The organism is Oerskovia enterophila (assembly GCF_044748475.1).
Lineage (GTDB): Bacteria > Actinomycetota > Actinomycetes > Actinomycetales > Cellulomonadaceae > Oerskovia > Oerskovia enterophila.
Genome location: NZ_JBIVFZ010000001.1, coordinates 78537 through 97160, shown reverse-complemented (window position 1 = coordinate 97160; position 18624 = coordinate 78537). Strand labels below are relative to the sequence as shown.

General features: G+C 72.8%; 13 protein-coding genes. 6 read left to right on the top strand and 7 right to left on the bottom strand.

Annotation, left to right across the window (positions count from 1 at the left end):
* Positions 1–51 precede the first annotated feature (51 nt).
* Complete coding sequence (locus ACIPWA_RS00445) at positions 52–825, top strand: ABC transporter ATP-binding protein (RefSeq protein ID WP_400287643.1); 774 nt, start codon at positions 52–54, stop codon at positions 823–825.
* A gap of 93 nt (positions 826–918) precedes the next feature.
* Here ACIPWA_RS00445 and mgrA read toward each other — a convergent pair whose 3' ends face one another.
* Together mgrA and ACIPWA_RS00435 are read right to left on the bottom strand one after the other, a co-directional pair.
* A complete protein-coding gene (gene mgrA / locus ACIPWA_RS00440; protein WP_400287641.1) occupies positions 919–1962 on the bottom strand; it encodes an L-glyceraldehyde 3-phosphate reductase in 1044 nt (347 codons plus the stop codon).
* Positions 1963–2006: 44 nt separating this feature from the next.
* Positions 2007–3056 (bottom strand): LacI family DNA-binding transcriptional regulator, encoded by a 1050-nt coding sequence (locus ACIPWA_RS00435; protein WP_068623677.1) that lies wholly within the window; start codon positions 3054–3056, stop codon positions 2007–2009.
* Positions 3057–3294: 238 nt separating this feature from the next.
* Here ACIPWA_RS00435 and ACIPWA_RS00430 point away from each other — a divergent pair, with 238 nt between their 5' ends.
* A complete protein-coding gene (locus tag ACIPWA_RS00430) occupies positions 3295–6297 on the top strand; it encodes a discoidin domain-containing protein (RefSeq protein ID WP_400287638.1) in 3003 nt (1000 codons plus the stop codon).
* A gap of 80 nt (positions 6298–6377) precedes the next feature.
* Here the strand turns inward: ACIPWA_RS00430 and ACIPWA_RS00425 are convergent, their stop codons facing one another.
* Positions 6378–7448: a LacI family DNA-binding transcriptional regulator gene (locus ACIPWA_RS00425; RefSeq protein ID WP_400287636.1), complete on the bottom strand. Its 1071-nt coding sequence runs from the start codon at positions 7446–7448 to the stop codon at positions 6378–6380.
* Between the two features lie 295 nt (positions 7449–7743).
* Here ACIPWA_RS00425 and ACIPWA_RS00420 point away from each other — a divergent pair, with 295 nt between their 5' ends.
* A complete protein-coding gene (locus ACIPWA_RS00420; protein ID WP_400287634.1) occupies positions 7744–9981 on the top strand; it encodes a discoidin domain-containing protein in 2238 nt (745 codons plus the stop codon).
* Between the two features lie 122 nt (positions 9982–10103).
* Positions 10104–11534: a DUF1996 domain-containing protein gene (locus ACIPWA_RS00415; protein WP_400287632.1), complete on the top strand. Its 1431-nt coding sequence runs from the start codon at positions 10104–10106 to the stop codon at positions 11532–11534.
* A 124-nt stretch (positions 11535–11658) separates the two neighbouring features.
* Here the strand turns inward: ACIPWA_RS00415 and ACIPWA_RS00410 are convergent, their stop codons facing one another.
* Positions 11659–13935, bottom strand: coding sequence for an LLM class flavin-dependent oxidoreductase (locus ACIPWA_RS00410; RefSeq protein ID WP_068623670.1), 2277 nt, complete (start codon positions 13933–13935; stop codon positions 11659–11661).
* A gap of 116 nt (positions 13936–14051) precedes the next feature.
* Here ACIPWA_RS00410 and ACIPWA_RS00405 point away from each other — a divergent pair, with 116 nt between their 5' ends.
* Positions 14052–14570 (top strand): MarR family winged helix-turn-helix transcriptional regulator, encoded by a 519-nt coding sequence (locus ACIPWA_RS00405; RefSeq protein WP_400287630.1) that lies wholly within the window; start codon positions 14052–14054, stop codon positions 14568–14570.
* A gap of 5 nt (positions 14571–14575) precedes the next feature.
* Here ACIPWA_RS00405 and ACIPWA_RS00400 read toward each other — a convergent pair whose 3' ends face one another.
* Together ACIPWA_RS00400 and ACIPWA_RS00395 are read right to left on the bottom strand one after the other, a co-directional pair.
* Positions 14576–15226, bottom strand: a complete 651-nt coding sequence (locus tag ACIPWA_RS00400; RefSeq protein ID WP_400287628.1) for a hypothetical protein — start codon at positions 15224–15226, stop codon at positions 14576–14578.
* Positions 15227–15343: 117 nt separating this feature from the next.
* Positions 15344–16366, bottom strand: coding sequence for a beta-ketoacyl-ACP synthase III (locus ACIPWA_RS00395; RefSeq protein WP_056649554.1), 1023 nt, complete (start codon positions 16364–16366; stop codon positions 15344–15346).
* A 252-nt stretch (positions 16367–16618) separates the two neighbouring features.
* Here ACIPWA_RS00395 and bsh point away from each other — a divergent pair, with 252 nt between their 5' ends.
* Positions 16619–17566 (top strand): choloylglycine hydrolase, encoded by a 948-nt coding sequence (gene bsh, locus ACIPWA_RS00390; protein WP_400287625.1) that lies wholly within the window; start codon positions 16619–16621, stop codon positions 17564–17566.
* Positions 17567–17664: 98 nt separating this feature from the next.
* Here bsh and ACIPWA_RS00385 read toward each other — a convergent pair whose 3' ends face one another.
* Positions 17665–18606 (bottom strand): alpha/beta fold hydrolase, encoded by a 942-nt coding sequence (locus ACIPWA_RS00385; protein WP_400287623.1) that lies wholly within the window; start codon positions 18604–18606, stop codon positions 17665–17667.
* Positions 18607–18624: the final 18 nt, after the last annotated feature.

The following is an 18624-nucleotide window of genomic DNA, read 5'->3' as shown; positions in this document are numbered from 1 at the left end:
GGGGACACCCACGCCCCCGCACCGGTTGACCCACCCTCGGAAGGACCGCGCATGACGACGACCCACACCCTCCAGGCGCGCGACCTCTGGGCCGGGCACGGCGGCGCCGACGTCCTGCGCGGCGTCTCGATCGAGCTCTCGGCGGGCCAGGAGCCCGTAGGGATCGTGGGCCCGTCGGGCGTCGGGAAGTCGACGTTCATCAGCGCGCTGCTCGGCGAGATCAAGCCCTCGAGCGGGACCGTGACGTGGGGCGGGCGCACCGTGACCCGCCTGGGCCGTCGCGACAAGAAGACGTTCAAGGCCGCCGTGCGGCGCGTGTCGCAGGACGGCCTGCCCGGGATCGACCCCGCGAGCACCGTGACGCACGTGCTCAAGTCCGGGCTCACCGACGCGCGCAAGGGCGGGCGCCCCTCGGGCCAGTCGATCGAGGACCTGCTCGACCTGGTCGCGCTCGAGCACCGCTACGCCGACCGCCCGCTGCGCACCCTCTCCGGGGGCGAGCGCCAGCGCGTGGCCCTGGCCCGGGCCCTCGCGACGCGCCCGGACATCCTGCTGCTCGACGAGCCGCTCACCGCGCTCGACCCGACCATGCGCGGCGAGATCGCCGGGCGCGTCAAGGACGCCGCGGCACATCTCGGGACGGGCGTGCTGCTCGTGTCCCACGACCTCGAGCTCGTGCACCGCATGACGACGTCCGCGCACCTGCTGGTCGACGGGGAGTTCGTCGAGTCCGGCCCGCTCCAGCAGGTCCTCGCGGAGAGCGAGCACCCCGTGGTCCGTGAGCTCGCAGAGGCCGCCCCGCTCGCGGTCCAGCGCTGGAGCTGAGCGGAGCGGCCCGGTTCCGGGCCCCCCGGAGCGCGGGACCCGCGGCCGGTCGGACGGCTCGACGCCGCCCGACCGACCGTCAGGACACCGTGCTCAGCGCGTCGTGCCGTCGACCGCGAACGGCTCGATCGCCGCGATCTCCTCGGCCGTGAGCGCGGGGGCTTCGAGCGCGGCGACGTTGTTCTCGAGCTGCGCGACGCTGCTCGCGCCCACGAGCGCCGAGGTGATGCGCTCGTCGCGCAGGACCCAGCTCAGGGCGAGCTGCGCGAGCGACTGGCCGCGTCCGGCCGCGATCTCGTTCAGCGCGCGGGCACGCTCGAGGTACGTCTCGGAGATCGCGGTGGGCTTGAGGAAGTGCCCGACGGCGGCGCGCGAGTCCGCGGGCACCTCGCCCGAGAGGTAGCGGTCCGTCAGCAGGCCCTGCTGGAGCGGCGAGAAGACGATGGTGCCGACGCCGAGGTCCTCGACGACGTCGAGCAGGTTCTCGCCGTCGTCGTGCCCGGCCTCGGGCAGCTCGACGTGCCGGTTGAACATCGAGTAGCTGGGCTGGTGGATGAGCAGCGGGGTGCCCAGGTCGGCGAGGATCTGCGCGGCCTCGCGCGTCTGCGACGGCGAGTAGTTGGACACGCCGACGTACAGCGCGCGTCCGCTCACCACGGCCGTGTGGAGCGCGCCCATGGTCTCGGTGAGCGGGACCGTGGGGTCGAACCGGTGCGAGTAGAAGATGTCGACGTAGTCGAGGCCCATGCGGGCGAGCGACTGGTCGAGCGAGGACAGCAGGTACTTGCGCGAGCCGCCGTCGCCGTAGGGGCCGGGCCACATGTCGTAGCCGGCCTTGCTCGAGATCACGAGCTCGTCGCGGTAGGGGCGCAGGTCGCGCGCGAGGTGGCGCCCGAAGTTCTCCTCGGCCGAGCCGTAGGGCGGGCCGTAGTTGTTCGCGAGGTCGAAGTGCGTGATCCCCAGGTCGAACGCGCGGCGCAGGATCGCGCGCTGGTTGTCGAACGGGTTGACGTCACCGAAGTTGTGCCAGAGGCCCAGCGACAGTGCGGGGAGGGCGAGTCCGCTGCGACCGGAGCGCCGGTACGTCATGGACTCGTAGCGGTCGTCGGCAGCGAGGTAGCGGGGTGCAAGAGGCATGCTGCCATTCTGCACCCCGGGCCCGGCCGGGGTCTCCGGCTTTCTCAGGCCGAGTCGCGCACCACGAGGGTCGGGTCGAACACGACCGAGCGCACCTGGCGGTCACCCTCGGCGATCTGCCCGATGAGGAGCCGCGCCATCTCGGCCGCCATCTCCTCGACGGGCTGGCGCACGCTCGTCAGGGCCGGGCGGCACAGGGGCGCGATCGAGCTGTCGTCGAACCCGACCACGGCGACGTCCTCGGGGACGCGCAGGCCACGGGCCTGGATCGCGTGCACGGCACCCTGGGCCATGTAGTCGTTCGCGGCGAACACGCCGTCGAGCCCGGGGACGGTGTCGAGGAGGCGTTCCATCGCGGCCTCGCCGCCCTCGAGCGTGAACTCGCCCGAGACCTCGGGGACGTACGCGCGCCCGTGCCGCGAGACCTCGTCACGGAAGCCCGCGAGGCGCTCCTCGGCCGCGTAGAGGCCCGAGGGCCCCGAGATGACGGCGAGCTCGTCGCAGCCGCGCTCGATGAGGTGCTTGGCCGCGAGCCGCGCGCCGTCGCGGTTGGCGACGTCGACGAAGCTGATGGGCAGCGCGGGCTCGGGTCGCGCGAACAGGACCGCGCGCTGGCCGGCCTCGACGAGCATGCCGGGCAGGGGGTCGTCGGCCTGCGCGGCGACGAGGAGCGCACCGTCGGCGTTGCCCTGGCGGAGGTAGGTCATGACCTGGGCGCGCGCGTCGTCGGTCTCGGCGAGCATGAGCACGGGGTGCAGGTCGTGGGGGCGCAGGGCGCGCACGAACGCGGCGACGATGCGGCCGAAGAACGGGTCCGCGAAGACCTGACCGGTCATCTGGTTTCCCTCGATCTCCGGGTCCACGCCCGAGATCACGACCGCGACCGTGCCCGTCCTGCCCGTGACGAGCGACCGGGCCGCGCGGTTGGGCACGTACCCCGTCTCGACGATCGCCTTCTCGACGACCGCCTTGAGGTCGGGCGCGACCTGGCGCTTCTGGTTGATCACCCGGGACACCGTGGCGCGCGAGACTCCCGCCACCCGGGCGACGTCCTCGAGCGTCGGGGGCGTCGAGACTCGGCCGTCCTCACGCATGGGGCGAGGCTAGCAGCGCGGAGCGCGCTCCTGGGACAGCCCCGGGCCCGACGGCGGAGCGCGGCCCCGCACGTCGGGTCGCGCCCGGCTGTCGCGAAGATCGCGGGAGAGCGCTCTCTTGACGCCGGACCCGCTCCCCTGAATACTGGCCGACATCGTGAGAGAGCGCTCTCTCACGACGTGCGTCCTGCTCGGCGTAGAGCCTGGACGCGGTCGACGACGACCTAGGAGAGAACCGATGCCCTTCTCGCCCCTTCCCACCGTGCCGCCTGCGGCACCCGTCCCGCAGCGCCGGAGACGCCCGTCCCGCCGAGGAGCCGGAGCGGCCCTCGCCCTGGCGGTCGCGGCGGCAGGCCTCGCGGTCCCGCTCGTCCCCGCGGCAGCGGCCGACGGCCCCACGCTCCTGTCCCAGGGCAAGCCCGCGACGGCGTCCTCGACGCAGTCGCCCAACGGCTACCAGGCCGGCGAGGCGTTCGACGGCGACGGCGGCAGCCGCTGGTCGAGCCTGGCGGCCGACCCGCAGTGGATCCAGGTCGACCTGGGCCAGCGGGCCACGATCGACCGGGTCGAGCTCGACTGGGAGGGCGCCTACGGCAAGGGGTACCGGATCCAGACCTCCGACGACGGCACGAGCTGGACCACCCTGAGCACCGTGACGAACGGCGACGGCGGGGCGGACGTGCTCGACGTCGACGGCGCCGGCCGCTACGTCCGCCTGCTCGGCGACGTCCGCGGTACGGGGTACGGCTACTCGCTGTGGGAGTTCCGCGTGTTCGGCGAGCCCGCGGGCGGACCGGTCGACCCGGTGGACCCCGTGGACCCGGTCGATCCCACCAACCCCACGGCCTGCCTGACCGACGTGACCGCGGGAGCCACCGCGACGGCCTCGTCGCAGCAGGGCGACTCGACCCCGGCCAAGGCCGTCGACCAGAACACCAGCACCCGCTGGGGCTCGGTGCTCGACACGACCACGTGGACGGGCCAGGACGACGAGTGGCTCCAGGTGGACCTGGGCGAGGCCAACGAGGTCTGTGGCGTGAGCATCCTCTGGGAGGGCGCGTACGGCAAGGACTACGACATCGAGCTCTCGACCGACGGCTCCACGTGGACCTCCGCCGCGCAGGCGCGCAACCAGGACGGCGGGACCGACGTCGTCACGTTCGACACGACCTCGGCGCGCTACGTGCGCTGGCAGGGCGTCGCCCGCGGGACGACGTTCGGGTACTCGATGTACGAGTTCCGCGTCCTGACCCCCGGCGCCTCGATCGACCCGACGACCGACCTGTTCGGCCCGAACGTCCTCGTGTTCGACCCCTCGATGCCGGACTCCGCGATCCAGCACCAGATCGACACCGTGTTCGCCCAGCAGGAGCAGGACCAGTTCGGCCCCGGCCGGTACCAGTTCCTCTTCACGCCCGGTGAGTACGAGGTCGACGCGCGCATCGGCTTCTACACCTCGCTCTCGGGCGTCGGCCAGGACCCGACCGACGTGACCGTGAAGGGCGGCGACTGGGTCGACGCGCAGTGGTTCGGCGGCAACGCGACCCAGAACTTCTGGCGCTCGGCCGAGAACCTGTCGATCACGCCCGACGACGGCATGGCCCGCTGGGCCACGTCGCAGGCGGCACCGTTCCGTCGCATCCAGGTCAACGGCGGCCTGCAGCTCGACTCGTCGGCCTACGGCTGGTCCTCGGGCGGCTACATCGCCGACACGAACGTGACCGGCGTGGTCGAGTCCTGGACCCAGCAGCAGTGGTACGCCCGCGACAGCTCGGTCGGCGAGTGGAAGGGCGGCGTCTGGAACATGGTCTACTCGGGCGTCGAGGGCACGCTGCCCACGGCCGCGACGTGGCCCGAGCCCCCGGTGACCCGGCTCGACACCACGGGCACCGTCCGCGAGAAGCCCTACCTCTACCTCGACGGCGACGAGTGGGCCGTGTTCGTCCCCGAGCTGCGCGAGGGCACGACGGGCACCACCTGGAAGAACGGCCACACGGCCGGCACGTCGGTCCCGCTCGACGACTTCTTCGTGGCCAAGGAGGGCGACACCGCGGCCGAGATCAACGCAGCCCTGGCCGCCGGCAAGAACCTGCTCATGACCCCGGGCGTCTACCGCGTGGACCAGACGATCCAGGTCGACCGGCCCGGCACGGTCGTCCTGGGCCTGGGCTACGCGACGATCATCCCCGAGCATGGGGGCGTCGGCATGCACGTGGCCGACGAGGACGGCATCACGGTCGCCGGCATCCTGTTCGACGCCGCGGTCACCGAGTCCCCGGCGCTGTTCGTCGTCGGCGACGAGGGCGTCCACACCGACCACTCGGACGACCCGATCGTCCTGCACGACGTGTTCATGCGCGTGGGCGGGGCCGTCGCGGGCAAGGTCGACGCGGCCATGATCATCAACGCCGACGACACCATCGTCGACCACGTGTGGTCGTGGCGCGGTGACCACGGCGAGGGCATCGGCTGGGACCTCAACACGTCCGACTACGGGTTCGTGGTCAACGGGGACGACGTCTCGGCGTACGGCCTGTTCGTCGAGCACTACCAGAAGTACAACACCCTGTGGAACGGCGAGCGGGGCAAGACCGTGTTCTACCAGAACGAGCTGCCGTACGACGTCCCGGACCAGGCGGCCTGGCAGAACGGCGACACCCGAGGGTGGGCGGCCTACAAGGTCGCGGACGGCGTGAAGAACCACGAGGCCTGGGGCCTGGGCTCCTACTCCAACTTCACCTCCGACACCGAGGAGACCGAGATCGTCGTCGACGGCGGCTTCGAGGTCCCCCAGGTGGCCGGCGTCAAGATGCACAACATGCTCGTCGTCTCGCTCGGCGGTGAGGGCATCTTCGAGGCCGTCATCAACGGGGTCGGCCCGCGCGCCGACGGACCGGACACCATCCCGAGCTACGTCGCCTTCTACGGTGGTGTCGACGTGACGCCCGCCCCGGCGCTCGACGTGCAGGCCACGGCCGTCACGCGCTGCGTGGCCGGCAAGGTCCAGCTCGCGGTCACGGCGACCAACAAGGAGGGTGCGCCGGTCGACGTCGCGCTCGCCACGCCGTACGGCACCAAGTCGTTCTCCCAGGTGGCGGGGGGCAAGCTCGCGGCGCAGAGCTTCAACGCCCGGGCGGCTGCGGTCGCGGCGGGCAGCACCTCGGTGACCGCGACGGGCACGGTCGACGGGGAGGCCGTCACGACGGTCGTGCCCGCGACGTTCGACGGGAGGACCTGCTGACCTCCTGACCGGGTGACCGACCGGCCCGCCCGGGTCCGCGACACGACGTCGCGGACCCGGGCGGGCCGTCGGCCGGCACCTCAGGCCGAGCCGCGCACCACGAGCGCGGGCTCGAACAGCACCGAGCGCACCGCGAGCGTCGGGTCCTCGATGCGCTCGAGGAGGAGCCGCACCATCTCGCCCGCCATCTCCTCGACCGGTTGATGCACGGTCGTCAGGGCCGGGCGGGCCCGCTGCGCGAGCGCCGTGTCGTCGAAACCGATGACCGCGACGTCCTCGGGGACGCGTCGTCCGGCCTCGTGCAGCACGTCGATCGCCCCCTGGGCCATGAGGTCGTTCCCTGCGAAGACCGCGTCGACCCCGGGCATCTGCTCGAGCAGCGTCCGCATCGCGGCGTCACCGCTCTCGATCGTGAAGTTCCCCTCGACCGACGGCACGTAGGCGTGACCTCGCCGCGCGAGGGCGTCGCGGAACCCGGCGAGCCGGTCGCTCGCCGCGAGCACGCCGAGCGGGCCGGAGATCGCGGCCGGGGCCGACCTGCCGTCGGCCACGAACCGCTCCGCCGCGAGCGCTCCCCCGTCCCGGTTGGCCAGGTCGACGAAGCTGATCGGGAGCGGCGCGGTCGGGCGCGCGAACAGCACGGCGGGGCGCCCGACCTCGACCAGGAGGGCGGGCAGCGGGTCGTCGGCGCGGGTCGAGACGTGCAGGACGCCGTCGGCGTTGCCCTGCCGGACGTACGAGACGACCTGCGCCCGGGCCGCGTCGTCCTCGGCGAGCATGAGGACCGGGTGCACGTCGTGCGGGCGCAGGGCCCGGACGATGCCCGCGACGATACGCCCGAAGAACGGGTCGTCGAACACGTGGCCCGCGTAGCGGCTCCCGCCCGACCCGGGGTCGGTCACGGGATCCGTCTCGGGGTCCGTCCCGGAGATCACGAGCGCGACGCTCCCCGTCCGGCGCGTCACGAGCGTGCGGGCCGCCCGGTGCGGGGCGTAGCCCGTCTCGGCGACCGCGCTCTGCACGAGCTCCTGGAGAGCGGGCGCGACCTTGCGCTTGCCGTTGATGACGCGCGACGCGGTCGCACGCGAGACACCCGCGACGCGCGCGACGTCGTCGAGCGTCGGACCGGCGGAAGGACGAGGTGCTGTCACAGGGGTGACGCTAGCACTGATGGGATAGCGCTTTCCCGGCTTCCGCAGACACGCCAACGCCCAGAAGCAAGGCAATCACTGGCTTCCTGGACCCCTCCAGCACCCGCGCCGGCTCCGGGAACTTCACCCCGGCCGCACGAACGTGGGAACCGTTCCCTTGACAGCCCTCCCGAACGCCGGAATACTCCGAATTCGGATGAGAGCGCTCTCCCGGATGGATCCAGCTCGACGAAGAACTGACTCCCGGAGCCTGCCGACGACGGCCAGGACTCCTGTCTCCCCCGAGAGGTAGAACATGAGACCCCCGCACACCCCTGCCAGACCGCAGCACCGGAGGCGGCGCAGCCTGACCGCGCTCGCCCTGTCGCTGCTCGTCGCGTCCGCGACCCTGGTACCCGTCGGAGCCGCCGAGGCGGCCCCGACCCTGCTGTCCCAGGGCAAGCCGGCCACCGCGTCGTCGGTCGAGAACCCCGACTACACGCCCGCCTCGGCAGCAGTCGACGGCAACCCCGGCACGCGCTGGGCCAGCGCCTGGTCGGATCCCCAGTGGATCCAGGTCGACCTCCAGCAGCGCTCGACGATCGAGCGCGTCGAGCTCCAGTGGGAGTCGGCGCACGCCAAGGCGTACCAGATCCAGGTCTCGGACGACGCCACGACCTGGACCGACGTCTACTCGACGCAGAGCTCGACCGGCGGTGACCAGACGCTCGCCGTCACGGGCGCCGGCCGCTACGTCCGGCTCCTCGCGACGCAGCGCGCCACGGGCTACGGGAGCTCCCTGTGGGAGCTCAAGGTCTTCGGGACGCCGGGCGCCGGCCCCGTCGACCCTGTCGATCCCGTCGACCCCGACTACGTGAACCCGGGCCACCCGAACGTGCCCGTGCCGGACTCGGGTCCGAGCACCGTGAAGGTCGTGGGCAGCAGCGGCGACTGGGACCTGCAGGTCGACGGCAAGCCGTACACGGTCAAGGGCTTCACCTGGGGACCGGCGTTCGCCTCGGCCGACCACTACATGGGTCCGCTCGTCGCCATGGGCGCCAACACGGTCCGCACGTGGGGCACGGGGGCCGACACGAAGCAGCTGCTCGACTCCGCGGCCGCTCACGACGTCCGCGTGGTCATGGGCTTCTGGCTCCTGCCGGGCGGCGGACCGGGCTCGGGCGGGTGCATCAACTACACGACCGACGCCGGCTACAAGTCGACGACCAAGGCCGACATCCTCCGCTGGGTCGAGACCTACAAGAACCACCCGGGCGTCCTGATGTGGAACATCGGCAACGAGGCGATCCTGGGCCTGCAGAACTGCTTCTCGGGCACGGTCCTCGAGGCCGAGCGCAACGCGTACGCCGCGTTCGTCAACGAGGTCAGCGTCGCGATCCACCAGATCGACCCGAACCACCCCACGACCAACACCGACGCCTGGGCCGGCGCCTGGCCGTACCTCAAGGCCAACGCCCCGGACCTCGACCTGCTCTCGATCAACGCCTACGGCGACGTGTGCAACATCCGCGAGAACTGGGAGGCCGGCGGCTACGACAAGCCCTACCTGCTGACCGAGGGCGGCGCGGCCGGCGAGTGGGAGGTGCCGGACGACGTCAACGGCGTGCCCGACGAGCCGACCGACATCGAGAAGGGCGCGGCGTACGTCTCGTCCTGGAAGTGCCTCATGGAGCACGAGGGCAAGGCGCTCGGCGCGACGTTCTTCCACTACGGCACCGAGGGCGACTTCGGTGGTGTCTGGTTCAACGTGATCCCGGGCGACAACAAGCGCCTCGGCTACTACTCGATCGCCAGGGCGTGGGGCGTCGACACGTCCGCCATGAACACCCCGCCCCGCATCCAGAGCATGGACGTGCCGGGCTCGACGAGCGTCGTCGCCGGGTCCTCCGTGAACCTGAACCTGACCGCGACCGACCCCGACGGTGACCCGATCAACTACGTCGCCTTCTTCAACAGCAAGTACATCGACGGGGCGGGCGGGCTCGCCTGGACCGCGCTCACGCAGACCGCTCCCGGGAAGTTCACGGTCACCGCGCCCGAGCGCCTCGGCGTGTGGAAGGTCTACGTGTTCGCCGAGGACGGCCAGGGCAACGTGGGCGTCGAGACCAGGTCGCTGCGCGTGGTCCCACCCGCGGTCCAGGGCACCAACCTCGCGCTGGGCAAGCCCGCCACCGCGTCGAGCTTCGACCCGTGGAACGGCGACTACTCGGCCGCCCGTGCGGTCGACGGCGACCTGGGGACGCGCTGGGCCAGCCAGTGGGGCCCGACGGCCTGGTTCCAGGTCGACCTGGGCTCGGTCCGGTCGTTCGACCACCTCCAGCTCGTGTGGGAGGCGGCCTACGGGAAGTCGTACGAGGTCCAGACCTCGGACGACGGCTCGACGTGGTCGACCGTCAAGACCGTCACGGGCGGCAACGGCGGCGTCGACGACATCGACGTCGCGGGGTCCGGGCGCTACGTGCGACTGAACCTCACGGAGCGCGGCACCGAGTGGGGCTACTCGCTCTTCGAGCTCGGCGTCTACGCGCGCTGACGAGACCCCGGGTGGGAGCGGCGCCCCGCTCCCACCCGGACCCGCGCCCGGGGGCCACCGCTCGGTGGTGGGCGCGTCGCGCTCCGGCGCGGCCTCCCGACAACGACGTCACTGGAGGAAGCATGCACCGCACCACTCTCACGTCCCGCCGAGCGCCCGGGGACGCCCCGCAGCGCCACGGCAGGCCGCGTGCCCGACGACGGACCCGCGCCCTGGTGGGTTCGCTCTCGGTCGCAGCGTTGGTCACCTCGTCCGCGATCGCGATCGGCGCGGCCGGAGCGGCGAGCGCCGCACCGGGCACCCTGCTCTCGCAAGGAGCGCTGACCGAGGCCTCGAGCTCGGAGTCCGGCGGGCTCGGCCCGCGCTTCGCGGTCGACGGCGACCGGTCCACCCGGTGGGCCAGCTCCCCGGGCGACGACCAGTGGTTCCGCGTGGACCTGGGCGACTCGTTCGCGCTCGACACGGTGGTCCTCGACTGGGAGGCCGCGTACGGCAAGGCGTTCACGATCCAGGTGTCCGACGACGCCGCGACCTGGACCACCGCGGCGACCGTCACGGCCGGCACGGGCGGGCGCCAGACGCTCGACGTCGACGCGACGGGTCGCTACGTCCAGCTCGTCGGGACCCAGCGAGCCACGGGCTACGGCTACTCGTTGTACGAGCTCGAGGTCTTCGGGGACGGCACGCCCGTCGAGGTGCCCGAGACCCCGGGGTTCGACGACGAGGTCACGCACCACGAGTTCCAGGCGAACTGCTCGTTCTCGCACTTCGAGAAGGACGACCCGATCGTCTTCCCGGGCCAGCCCGGCGCCTCGCACCTGCACACGTTCGTCGGCAACCGGTCGACCGACGCCTTCACGACGCCCGAGTCGCTCTTCGCGAGCACGGACTCGACGTGCACCGTGCCGCAGGACCACTCGTCGTACTGGTTCCCCGCGCTCTACCGCGGGGACACCCCGATCGCGCCGGACATCCCCATGACGATCTACTACAAGTCCGGGATCGACGACTACACCAAGGTCGTCCCGTTCCCCGCGGGCCTGGAGTTCGTGGCGGGCGACATGATGGCGACCGTCGACTCGTTCCGCACGGCTCCGGGAGCGGTCGAGGGCTGGGAGTGCGGCGAGATCTCCAAGAGCTGGTCGATCCCGGACAGCTGTGCCCCCGGCAGCCAGCTCAACCTGCGCTACCAGTCGCCGAGCTGCTGGGACGGCAAGCACCTGACGCCCGGTGCCGCCTCGCACATGGGGCACGGCACGCACATGGCCTACCCCGTCGCGGGGCAGTGCCCCATGACCCACCCGGTCGCGGTGCCCATGCTCGAGTTCAAGATCGCCTGGCCCGTGAGCGGTGACATGTCGGACGTGCGGCTGGCCAGCGGCTCGGACCAGTCGTGGCACTACGACTTCATCAACGCCTGGGAGCCGGACGTCCTGGCTGCGCTCGTCAAGCAGTGCATCAACGGCGGCCTGCAGTGCAACCCGCGCGGCTACGACCTCTACAAGCCGCACCGGGGGACGGTCCTCGACGAGGACTTCAACCTGGTCGGCTGACCCGAGCTCGACCCCGCGGCGGCCCACCAGGTCGGGGCGGGGTCGAGGACGTCGGCCGACGACACAGGGCCCCGAGCCGTCAGGGGGCGGCTCGGGACCCTGCGTCGTCCGCCGTGGGAACCGGTCAGGCGTCGGCCGGCGGGATCGGGAAGTTCGCCGAGAACAGGTTGGTCGGGTCCACCTGGCGCTTGACCTGGCGCAGGCGCGTCAGCGTGGGCTCGGGGAACGCCTCGAGCAGCCGCTCGGGGCGCGCGTCGGTCTCGAACGACAGGTAGAGCCCGTCGGTGTGCGGGTGCACCAGGTCGTCCCACACGCCGTCGATCCCCGCTGCGCCTCCCCGCGACCCGAACGCGGCGACCGAGAAGTTCTGGGTGCGGTGCGCATAGGCCGTCGCGTCGGCCGCGACGTCGTTGACCGCGCCGCCGACCGCGCGGAGCTGGAGGAGCTGCGCCGCGCCGCTCCCGAGGAAGCGGGCGAGGTCGCGGGCCGTGGCCTGGTCGACGTGCTCGAGCAGCCCCGAGCGCGATCCCGGTTCTCCGCCGCCCGAGTGCTGGGCGTCGGCCCGGCGCACGATCCCCGAGTACGGGGTGAGCACGGCCTGATGGTCGAGCAGCGGCGCCGAGTCGGCGAGGCTCTCGAGCGCGCGGATCGCGGCGTCGGTGTCGTCGTCGGCCCACACGGTCATGAGCTGGGCCATGGGCCCGCGTCCGCCCCGGCCCGCGCTCATGTGCAGGAAGCTCGTGAGCTCGCGCGGCGCGGCCTCGACGGTCGCGGCCCAGCGCTCGAGCAGGCCGGCGGTGTCCGAGGCGTCGAGCACCATGATCGAGTAGACGAGGTCCGTCACGGGCGTCGCCTCGACGTCGACCCAGGTCACGACGCCCATGTTGCCGCCCGCTCCGCGCAGCGCCCAGAAGAGCTCGGGCTCGTTCCGGGCGTCCACGACGCGCACCCGCCCGTCCGCCGTGACGACCTCGGCCGCGACGACGTGGTCGATCGTCAGGCCGTGCTTGCGGCCCATGAGGCCGATCCCGCCCGTCGTGGCCAGCCCTCCTACCCCCACGCCCCCGGAGTCCCCCGAGCTGATCGCGAGCCCGTGGGGCGAGAGGACCTCGGCGACCTGACCCCAGGTCCCACCGGCGCCCAGCCGCACGCGGCGCGACCCGTCGTCGGGCACGACGACCTGGTCCAGGGCGCCGACGTCGAGCAGGACCCCTCCGTCGTTGGTCGAGCGCCCGCTGATGCCGTGGCCGGCCGACCGCACCGCGAGCGGTACGTCCTGCTCACGTGCCCAGACGACGGCCTCGGCGACCTCGTCCGCGCTGCGCGGACGGAGCACGACGCCCGGGGCCCCCGAGCGCATGTAGGTGTGCCGCACCGCGTCGTACGCACGGTCCCCGGGCTCGACCGCGCGCTCGCCCAGGGCGGCGGGGAGCGAGTCGTAGTCGATGCCCTCGCGTCGCGCAGCGAGGGCAGCGGCCCCGCGGCGACGTGCGGCGGGCGCCGTGCCGGCGGACCGGCGCGCGGTCGCGACGAGCTCGCGCAGCGCGGGCGCGACCTCCTCGCCGAAGACCTGGATCTCGCGCGGGTCGTCGGTCGCGAGGACGAACCCCGAGACGCCGTCCTCGAGCGCGAGCGCGCCGAGCTCCTCGACCCACTGCTCGGGCGGACCCTGGAGGTAGCCGAGCCTGCTCGTGGAGAACTTGCCGTTGACGTTGAGCATGCGGCGCACCGCGCTCGGGTCGCGGCCCGCGGCGAGAGCGGCCTCGTCGATCACGGCGTTGCCCTTGGCCAGGTCGCCGGGCTGGAGGTAGGACAGCGAGGGCAGCCAGCCGTCACCCTTGCGGCCGATGAGCCGTTGCATGCGGGGCTTGACCGCCCCGATCCACAGCGGGACGTCGTGCGCCGGGGCGGGGCCGCGCTTGGCGCCGTCGACCTGGTGGTGCGTGCCGTGCACGCGCAGGGGAGTCCGGTCGCTCGTGTCCCAGATGCCTCGGATGATGTCGATGGCCTCCTCGAGCGCCGTGACGGCCTCGCCCGGCGCGAGGCGCGGCGTGCCCATGGCCTCGATGGCGTCCCAGAACGCGCCGGCCCCCAGGCCCATGGCGAACCGGCCGCCCGAGAGCAGGTCGAGGCTCGCCCCGGCACGGGCCAGCACGGCCGGCGGGCGCAGCGGCAGGTTGAGGACGTTGCCCGCGACCTGCACGCGCTCGGTCGACGCGGCGACCCACGTCATGAGGGTCCAGGCGTCGAGGAAGGCCGGCTGGTAGGGGTGGTCCTGGAAGGTCACGAGGTCCAGGCCCGCGTTCTCGGCGAGCTGCGCGAGACGCACGGGCGCCTGCGGGTCGCGGTTCTGCGGGGTGTGGAAGGTACCGAGGATGAGGTCGTGGCCGTAGTCCGTCATGCGTGCGCGCTCCGTGTGCCGCGAGAGCGGCGGTCGTCTCCAAGGTCGTCTGAGTTACAGACGATATCACCAGCAACTCATCTTCTCTCTAGATCATTCCGTTGTATCCTGGGGGCGTGACCCTCGCGACGCCGGACACCTCCCGCTCCCCCAGCCCTCTCGGCTGGTCGCTCACCGCGCTCCTGCGCGAGTGGAGCACTCGCGTCGACGCGCTCGCCCAGGACCTGCCCGACGGGACGCGCGGCTACCAGGTGCTCTCCGCCGTCGTGCACGACACCCCGCCCAGCCAGGCCGCGCTCGCGGCGCGGCTCGGGATCGACCGGACCGTCATGACCTACCTGATCGACAAGTACGTCGACTGCGACCTCGTCGAGCGCCAGGCCGACCCCACCGACCGCCGGACCCGGCGCATCGTCGCGACCGGCAAGGGGCGCACGGTCCTCGCCGACCTCGACGCGCGCGTCGCGGCGGCCGAGGAGGACCTGCTCGCGTGGCTCGACCCCGCGGACCGCGCGACCCTGCGGCGCCTCCTCGAGCGCGCCGCCGACGGCGCGGCGCACGACGAGGACCGGTGCGCCGTCGTCGTGCAGGGCATGGACGCCGTGGCCGCGCCGCGCGTCCGCACCGCGCGGTAGCCGGCTCACGACGCGGCGGGCGGCGCGTCCTCGCCGATCGTGCGGCGCGACAGCAGCGCCGCGACCAGGAAGCACACCGCGCCGAGCAGCGTGCCGAGGTTGGCCCAGAACGCGCTCACGAGCGAGTCCGTCTGCGGCACCACGTACGCACCCACGGCCGACGCGCCGAACGCGACCGAGCCCACCAGGTTGAGCCACGTCCCGTGCCACGTGCGCGCGTCCGCGTCCCACAGGTGACCGCGGTCCCGGGTCGCGACGACCGCGAACGCGCTCGAGACGAGGAACGCGACCGACCCGTAGGCGTCGGGCCGCCAGCCCGCGCCCAGGCGCGTGGGGTCGGCGATCGCCGCGCCCAGCGCGGCCGCCGTGCTGATGTTGAAGAAGAGGGTCCCGGCGAGCTGGACGGCCGCGGCCCACCAGTCCCAGCGGTCGGCCGGGAGGGTCCCCCTGCGGGGCACCCGGCGTCCGCTCAGGCTCAGCTGGATCGCCGCGGCGAGCGTGAAGAAGACCGAGCCGACGCAGAACGTCACGCCCACCGCGACGGGTCCTACGGCCTGGGCGTAGAACGGCACCGCGCCGACCAGGAAGCACGCCGACCCGACGACGAACCCCCACGCCTCGCGGCGCAGGCGGCGCACGCGCACGTCACGAGCCATGCGCCCAGCGTGGCACGCCGTCGTCCGGCCGTCTCGGCGGGACCCGCCCCGCGGGCCGGTCCGGCCGTCTCGGCGGGCAGCGGGCAGCCCGCGGTCCACCGGTCGACGGCGGGCGGATCAGCGCGAGGGCGTCTCCACGACCTGCCCGGCCCACGCGAAGCCTCCGCCGAAGCCGATGAGCAGCGCGGGCACGCCCGCGGGGATCTTGCCCGAGTGCCACCACTTCGACAGGCCCAGCGGGATGCTCGCGGCCGAGGTGTTGCCCGACTCGGTGATGTCCGTGACGACGACCTTGTCCTCGAGGCCCAGCGCCTTGGCGAGCGGCTCGATGATCCGCAGGTTCGCCTGGTGCGCGACGAGCACCTCGATGTCGTCGAGCGTCAGGCCCGACTTCTCGACCGCGGCACGCGCCCGGTCCGCCGCGCGCGTGATGGCCCAGCGGAAGACCGCGCGCCCGTCCTGCACGAACTTCTCGTCCGGGGCCTCGATGAGCACGGCCGGGGTCAGCTCGGGCTCCGAGCCCCACGCGACCGGCCCGATCCCCGGGGTGTCGGTGCCCTGCACCACGAACGCCCCCGCGCCGTCGGCCGTGAGGATGCACGTCACGCGGTCGGTCCAGTCGGTGAAGTCGGTCAGCTTCTCGGCGCCGATCACGAGGGCCGTGGTCGCGGCTCCCGTGCGGATCGCCTGGTCCGCGAGGCCCAGGGCGTGCGCGAAGCCCGAGCACGCGACGTTGACGTCCAGGATCACGGGCCCGACGACGCCGCGCAGGTCGGGTGCGTCCTCCTCCTCGGGCGTGGACTGGCCGGGCATGACACCCGTGCGCAGGTTGTACGCCACCCGGCCCGCGGTGTTGGGCGAGCGGTCGCGCGCCGTGGCCGTCGCGACGATGACCATGTCGACCGCGCTCGCCGCGATGCCGGCGTCCTCGAGCGCGTGGCGCGCCGCCGCGGTCGCCATGTCGGCCACGGTCTCGTCCTCGGCCGCGACGTGACGCGTCACGATCCCGGTGCGCGACCGGATCCACTCGTCGTTGGTCTCGACCAGCTGAGCGATGTCGTCGTTGGTGAGCGTCCGCTCGGGCTGGTGGTGGCCGATCCCGACGATGCGCGAGCCGGCGGCTCCGGTGAGGGTGAGCATGGGTCGATCATTCCCCCGGGTGGGCGGATCGACCAAGTCGCCGGTCCGTGCGCCCGACCTCTTGCGGGACCTGGACGACCTCGTGGGACGAGGCGCGCGGGGGCGTGGCCCCGGCCCTGGAGCGCTCGATGCTCGCGGTCTCGCTGAGCACGACCGTCGATCAGAGACGACCATGGAAGGACGGGGGCACGACGCGGGGCACGGCGGACCGCGTCCGCCTCGCCTTGCATCGACGACGACAGGGGTACAGCTATGTGCACGGGAATCAGGTTCTCGGACGGGCAGGGGAACGTCTACCTCGCACGGAACCTCGACTGGACGAGCGGGTACGGGGAGCAGGTGGTGGTCACTCCCACGGGGTACGCACCGAGGTCACCGTTCGGCGCGGTGCCCAGCATCGAGCACGCTGTCATCGGCATGGGCATCGTCGAGGAGGACACCCCGCTCTACTTCGACGCCGGCAACGACGCGGGCCTGGCCGTCGCGGGGCTCAACTTCCCGGGGTACGCGGAGTACGCCACCGGCCCCGTCGACGGCGCGGTCAACGTCGCCGCCTACGAGTTCCCGCTGTGGGTGGCGTCGCAGTTCGCGAACGTGGACGAGGTCGAGGCCGCGCTCAAGGACGTGGCGATCGTCGACAAGCCGATCAACGACAAGTACCCGAGCTCGCTGCTCCACTGGTTCATCGGCGACGCGCACCGCTCGATCGTCGTGGAGTACACGAGCGACGGCATGCAGGTCTTCCACGACGACGTCGACGTCCTGACGAACCAGCCCGGGTTCTCCTGGCACCACGAGAACCTGCGCAACTACCTCAACACCTCGCCCGAGTTCCCCCAGGACACCGTGCTCGGCAGCGCGCACCTCACTCCGTTCGGCTCGGGCTCGCACATGCGGGGGATCCCCGGGGACTACTACTCGCCCTCCCGGTTCGTCCGCGCCGCGTACGTCAACAACCACTACCGGGCCAAGGGGACCGAGGAGGAGAACGTCAGCCGGGCGTTCCACACGCTGCAGCAGGTCGCGATGGTCGACGGGTGCGCTGCGATGGGGTCGGGCGAGTTCGAGATCACGATCTACACCGGGCTCTTCTCCTCCCGGACCACGACCTACTACTGGAACACCTACGAGGACCCGGCGGTCCGCAGCGTCGCGCTCGCCGACCACCCGACGGACGGCGACAAGCTCGTCCTCGCGTAGACGTCCGCCGGCTGCGCCGGCGCGGGACCGGGCCCCGGAGGGTGTACGGGGCCCGGTCGGTGCGGGGCCGGACGAGCACCGAGCGACCGAGGTCCCGCTCACCCCCCGATCATCGAGCCCTCGACCTCGGCCAGCAGCTCGTCGACCAGGCCCAGGAACGTCCCCAGGTCGTCACGCCGCACGCAGTGCCCCGCCCCGGCGACCCGCACGACCCGGCCCCTGCCCGCGAGGACCTGCTCGGCTCGGCGCGCGCCGTCGTCGGGCACGAGCGAGTAGCTCGACGCCTCGCCCGCCGCGACCACGACCGGCACCCGCCCGTCGAACGCGACGGGCCAGTCGCGCGCGGTCCACTCGTGCGGGACCTCCAGCAGGCGCGGCGAGACCGCTCGCTGGGCGCGGGCCCAGGGCTCCGACTCCTCGGGCGACCACTGCGGGAAGCGGGCGCGGAAGTCCGCCGCGAGCTCCGCCGTCGGGCGTCCGCGGGCCGCCTCGATGCCGGGCGCGAGGAAGAGCGGCCGCCCGCCCTCGTCGTGCTGGGCGTCGAGCACGCCCCACGCCGGGTCCTCCAGGACCAGGCCGAGGACCAGGTCGGGGTGGCGCAGCGCGAGCTCCTGCGCCGTCAGGCCGCCCATCGAGTGCCCGACGACGACCGCCGGGCGCCCGAGCACGTCCCGGACCGCGCGGGCCGCGTCGTCCGCGAGCGCCGCGAGCGTGAACGGCTCGTCGGGCAGCTCGGAACCTCCGTGGCCGCGCGCGTCGAGCGTCAGGACGTCGCGCGTGCGGACGAGGTGTCGGACCGTGCCGGGCCAGCACTCCCCCGAGTCGGTCACGCCGTGCAGGAGCAGCACGGGCGGGGGCTGCACGGGCGACTGCGGGCCGGGCGCGGCGGCGCCGTCCCGGATGGGACCCGTGGCCCGGTAGAGCCTCCAGGCGTTGGGGCCGGTCCGGCCGGTGAGCGGGTCCGCGGCGGTGGACGGTCGGGCGGGCGGTACGGAGGACGAGGCGTCGAGGACGTCGGTGTCGGGGCGGCTGCTGTGCACGGGAAGATCTTCGCCCTG